Annotated in this window: 5 protein-coding genes and 2 pseudogenes; 5 read left to right on the forward strand and 2 right to left on the reverse strand. The window is 64.8% G+C overall.

All coding sequences use genetic code 11. The features are described from left to right. A pseudogene (locus I0Q12_RS01900) lies at positions 1-187 on the forward strand (IS3 family transposase); the annotation flags it as partial. A 94-nt stretch (positions 188-281) separates the two neighbouring features. Continuing rightward, positions 282-1,370, forward strand: coding sequence for a tyrosine-type recombinase/integrase (locus I0Q12_RS01905; protein WP_197250338.1), 1,089 nt, complete (start codon positions 282-284; stop codon positions 1,368-1,370). Here I0Q12_RS01905 and I0Q12_RS31710 read toward each other — a convergent pair. Then, positions 1,315-2,226 carry a hypothetical protein gene (locus I0Q12_RS31710; RefSeq protein ID WP_231609823.1) on the reverse strand — a complete coding sequence of 304 codons (912 nt, stop codon included), beginning with the start codon at positions 2,224-2,226 and terminating at the stop codon, positions 1,315-1,317. The genes I0Q12_RS01905 and I0Q12_RS31710 overlap by 56 nt on opposite strands. A gap of 316 nt (positions 2,227-2,542) precedes the next feature. On the opposite strand from I0Q12_RS31710, the gene I0Q12_RS31715 reads away from it, so the two are divergent. From I0Q12_RS31715 to I0Q12_RS01920, 3 genes and pseudogenes are all read left to right on the forward strand, one after another. Then, positions 2,543-3,256, forward strand: a complete 714-nt coding sequence (locus I0Q12_RS31715) for a tyrosine-type recombinase/integrase (RefSeq protein WP_231609824.1) — start codon at positions 2,543-2,545, stop codon at positions 3,254-3,256. Further along, positions 3,253-3,558 carry a DUF6262 family protein gene (locus I0Q12_RS01915; protein WP_139000288.1) on the forward strand — a complete coding sequence of 102 codons (306 nt, stop codon included), beginning with the start codon at positions 3,253-3,255 and terminating at the stop codon, positions 3,556-3,558. The genes I0Q12_RS31715 and I0Q12_RS01915 overlap by 4 nt, the downstream gene beginning before the upstream one ends. Positions 3,559-3,601: 43 nt before the next feature. After that, positions 3,602-3,840: pseudogene (locus tag I0Q12_RS01920) on the forward strand (integrase core domain-containing protein); the annotation flags it as partial. Positions 3,841-4,010: 170 nt separating this feature from the next. Here the strand turns inward: I0Q12_RS01920 and I0Q12_RS01925 are convergent. Beyond that, positions 4,011-4,567: trimeric intracellular cation channel family protein (locus tag I0Q12_RS01925; protein WP_197250339.1), on the reverse strand; the 557-nt coding region annotated here is incomplete at its 5' end.

Raw genomic sequence — 4,567 nt, forward strand, 5'->3', positions numbered from 1 at the left:
CACCACGCTGGTCCACGGTGTTCCAGAGCAAGCCCTGTTCACGAGAAGACGAACTGATTTCCATTTCACCACAACAGGTTTGGTGCACCACTCCGAGGCCGGAAGTCAATACACATCGCTGGCGTTCACCGAGGCTCTGGTCGAGTCGGGGATCGCTGGTTCCATCGGCAGCGTCGGCGACTGCCTGTTGACCGGCTAATCCACCGGATCGTTACCCGGAAACCGACACGCCGATGCTGGAAGTGCTTGACCACCATCGACGACGGCGTTACACCTGTCTCATGACGGATCAGCCCAGGCTGTATCTCGAATCCGGCACCGAAGCCGCCTGGAAGATGTCCGGGTCCAGTGCCGAGAAGTACCCATCGGTCAACGAATATCTCGCCTACCTGACCGACCGGAACTACTCACCACGCACCGTGCGTGCCTACGGTTACGATCTGCTCGCGTTCTGCCGCTGGCTCGAATCTCACAGCGCCAGCCTCGATTCGGTCACCACCGACACCGTGTTGGACTTCATGCGGCACTGCCGCGAAACTGCGATCGAGGGACGCCCCGCCAACGTGCTGTCGATGACCGGCCGGCGTCTCGATCACTACTGCGCTACCACCATCAACCACCGGCTCGCCGCCCTGACCGGGCTGTTCACCTTCCGCGCTCTGCGCGAACCCGAGCTACGCAACCCGATACCCAGCGGACGGGAAGCCCACAGAGTCAGCGCCGAAGAACGCAACGGCCTGCTCGGCCACCTCGTCCGGTCCAAACGCCGATCGGCGCTACGCCTGCGCGAACCCCGCCGACTACCACGACCGCTCGACCGGCGTGAAACAGCGGATCTGCTCTCCAGCCTGCGAACATGGCGGGACCGCTCGATCGCCGGCCTGATGTTGCTCTCCGGCTTACGATCCGGAGAGGTCTTGACTCTCGAGGTCACCGATATCGACATCGGTACCCGCTGGATACGAGTCTTCGGCAAAGGCGCCAAGGAACGTCGAGTGCCACTCGATGTGGAAGTGGCAGGACTGATTCAGACATATCTGCTCACCGAACGACCCGAGTCGTCGAGCCCGCGACTGTTCCTGGTCGCGAAGGGCCCGAACCGGGGCCAGCCGTTGACCCCGGCCGGGTTGCGGACCGTCTTCCGCTACCACCGCCGCAAATCGGGAGTACTCGCCGGTCATCCGCATGCGCTGCGACATACCTTCGGCACCGCGATGGCCGAAGCCGGTGTGGATCTGGCCGTGATGCAAGCACTGCTCGGGCACGCGCACGTCGACACCACAGCCCGCTACATCCATCTGACACCGACCCACGTCAAGGCGGAATTCGATGCAGCCCGCACACGACTACGCGACCGCACCCGAGAGTGAGAGCCCGGCGGACATCTACGCCGCCTACATGGTCCACCTCCAGCGGCGCGGCCGCGGCAACACCGCCTACACCCGGGCCGCCCGCTCGTTCCTGCGGCGTTGGCCGCAGGTCCAGCAGTGGGCATACCTGCCGCTCGACACGCGTTTGGCGGCGAACTGCTCGACCCGCCCGTTCATCACCTTCCTGATGGTCAGTCGGCGACTGCAGCCGGGCTACGACTATCTCGTTCACCGCAAACTGTCGAGCCTGTGGCACGAACTGGCCGACAGTCGCCTCGCACCAGACCTGAATCGGTTCATCTGCGCAGCACGCGAATTGGGATTCACCCAGCGCGTCGCCTCCGCCATCGGATCGCAGATCATTGCCCGGCTGCTGATCCAGACTGCTCGACCGCTGACCGATCTTCATGAGAGTGATCTGCAGGACCTGTTGCACGCGTGTGATATTCGGCAGATGCGCACCGGTCGAGGCGCCAGACACTATCGCGCCACTACCCACAGTGCCCGGCAGATCCTCTTCCACCTCGGAATCCTCGACAGTCCAGCACGACCGACGACCGCAGCTGCGCTTACGCTCGAGGAGCGGATGGCCGATGTTCCCGCCGCGCTGCGTCCGGCGTTCGTGGCCTACCTGCACCGCAAACGCGCCACCTGCACCACCCACACGGTCAGCAGCCTGGCCACCCGGCTGGCACATTTCGGCCGATATCTTGCCACCATCGACCCCCACATCGTCTCGCTGGCCGAACTGGATCGGCGTCGGCACATCGAACCGTTCATCACCTCGCTGACCACCACCGTCAACAGTGTCACCGGTGAGCCGATCACCGTCGCGGACCGGATCCGGCGTGTCCATGCGGTCGGCAATTTCCTCTCCGAGATCACCGAATGGGGTTGGGACGATGCACCGCCACGGAAATTGATCTTCCGCGCCGATCTGCCTCGTGCGCAGCGCGTCCTGCCTCGATATCTGCCGGTCGATGCGGATCGTAAACTTACTGCAGCACTATCGGATTCACCCTACCGACTTGCCGCCGATGCACTGCTGGTGCAGCGGGCATGCGGGTTGCGGATCGGGGAACTCCTCGACCTCGAGCTCGACTGCATCCACGAAATCCCCCGAACAGGGATCCTGGCTCAAGGTCCCTCTCGGCAAACTCGACTCCGAGCGAATGGTCCCGGTCGACGAGGAAGTTCTCACCCTTGTCGATCGGATCACCGCGACCCGCTCGTCCGGCCGGCCGCTCCGTCATCCCCGCACGGGCGCTCCCGCCGATTTCCTGTTCACCCATCACGGAAAACGGCTCTCGCAGAACGCAGTACGGGACGAGTTGAACCGGGCCGCTGCCACGGCAGGGTTGGGGCACATCACCCCGCACCAACTCCGGCACACCTACGCCACAGCGTTGATCAACGCCGGTGTGTCCTTGCAGGCGCTGATGGCGCTGCTCGGGCATGTGTCGACCCAGATGAGTCTGCGTTATGCGCACCTGTTCGATGCCACGGTGCGCAGCGAGTACGAACGCGCACTGGACCTGGCGAAGAGCCGCATCGGGCCGATGCCGACCGGCCGCACCCCGCTCCCGCTGATCGACGTCACCGGCGACGGCGGATGGAAGGATGCACCGGCGATCAAATCGCGGCTGGCCGGCGGATACTGCGTGCGGGCACCCGCGCAAGGCTCGTGCCCGTATGCCAACATCTGCGAGCATTGCCCGAGTTTCCACACCGATTCCACTCACCTCGCTGTCCTTGCAGCGCAACGCGTCGACGCCCGGGACCTCGCCGATGATGCGGAGAAGCGGGGATGGATCGAGGAGGCGGAGCGGCATCGCGCTCTCGTATCGCGACTCGACGTGTTGATCTCCGAATCGGCGGCTGGATGAGCGAGAACACCCTGCTCAGGGTCGAGCGGGTCTGCGCCGAGCTCGCCGCCGTGGGCGAGCCGATCACGTTCACTGCCGTCGCCGAACGAGCGCAGGTCGGCCGGGCGACGCTCTACCGCAACACTCAGTTGCGTGCTGTCGTCGACGAACACCGCACCCGACAAACCGAGGCCCGCACCCTGACCGGTCTGGCCACCGAGGTCGCGCACCTGCGCACCGTCGTCGAAGAGCTCGCCGCCAGCGTCACCAGACACGAGGAACAACTGCGACGACTCCGCCGTAATCCAGCGTCCCTGCGATGAACCATTCCGACCGGGATCACCGCGGTCTGGGCCGCGATTAGCCGGTCAAGCCCTCGACAACGCGCTGATGGAGTCGACGATCGGTCTCTACAAGACCGAGCTGATCGACCGGGCTCGGTCTGGTCCGGTCGAACCGAGGTCGAACGGGAGACCGCCGAGTGGGTCCGCTGGTTCAACGCGGACCGACTGCATTCCTCGATCGACTATCTCCCGCCGATCGAGTACGAGACGCGCTACCGTGAACAGCACCCCACCGCCGCCTCGATCCTCGCGGTGGCCTGAACGAGGTCTCTACCGGATCCAGGGCGGTTCATACCCCACCCGAGCTCACCGTGCCACACCCAGCACCGGACCCCATACCACGACGTCACCACCGACCGTCGCCCACGGGTCGGTCGAACCACCCCGCGCGCCGCGGACATGCTCGAGACATGCAATGGGACAACGAAAGATCACACCCGTTTCGGCGGTTCGGGGTCGTCGAACCCGTGCGGACCGGGCGCGTTGAGACCGTAACGCACACCGATCATTCGGATGATGAAACACATTGCCGCGGCGCCGAGCGCCGCGGGTAGGGTCGGTAGGTCCAGGCTTTCGCAGACTACGAGGACGGTCGCCGCAACCAACGCGGGAATGGCATAGAGTTCGCTGTTCAATACGACCGGTATACGGCCGATCAGCACGTCACGCACGGTGCCACCACCGACCCCGGTGATCGTGCCGAGGATGATCGCCTGCACCGGACCGAGGCCGAAGTCGAGTGCCTTGCCCGCGCCGGTGACGGCGAACAGGCTCAAGCCTGCGGCGTCGAACATCGTGATGGGTGTGGACAGGCGTTCGAGCTTGCGGGCGAAGAACGCGAGGAGACTGCCGGCCGCGGCAACCGCAAGGTACCGCCAGTCGCTGAACGTCGCGGGCGGCAGGTCGTCGATGAGGATGTCGCGGATGATGCCGCCACCCAGCGCGGTGATCATTCCAAGCGTCACGACCCCGACTATGTCGATCCGGG

The organism is Rhodococcus sp. CX, from assembly GCF_015865005.1.
Taxonomy (GTDB): Bacteria; Actinomycetota; Actinomycetes; order Mycobacteriales; family Mycobacteriaceae; genus Rhodococcus.

Coding starts and splice junctions, on each gene's coding strand:
- I0Q12_RS31710 (WP_231609823.1), bottom strand. CDS start 2,226: ATGGACACGCCGGATCCGGTCCGCGACGGTGATCGGCTCACCGGTGAC.
- I0Q12_RS01915 (WP_139000288.1), top strand. CDS start 3,253: ATGAGCGAGAACACCCTGCTCAGGGTCGAGCGGGTCTGCGCCGAGCTC.
- I0Q12_RS31715 (WP_231609824.1), top strand. CDS start 2,543: ATGGTCCCGGTCGACGAGGAAGTTCTCACCCTTGTCGATCGGATCACC.
- I0Q12_RS01905 (WP_197250338.1), top strand. CDS start 282: ATGACGGATCAGCCCAGGCTGTATCTCGAATCCGGCACCGAAGCCGCC.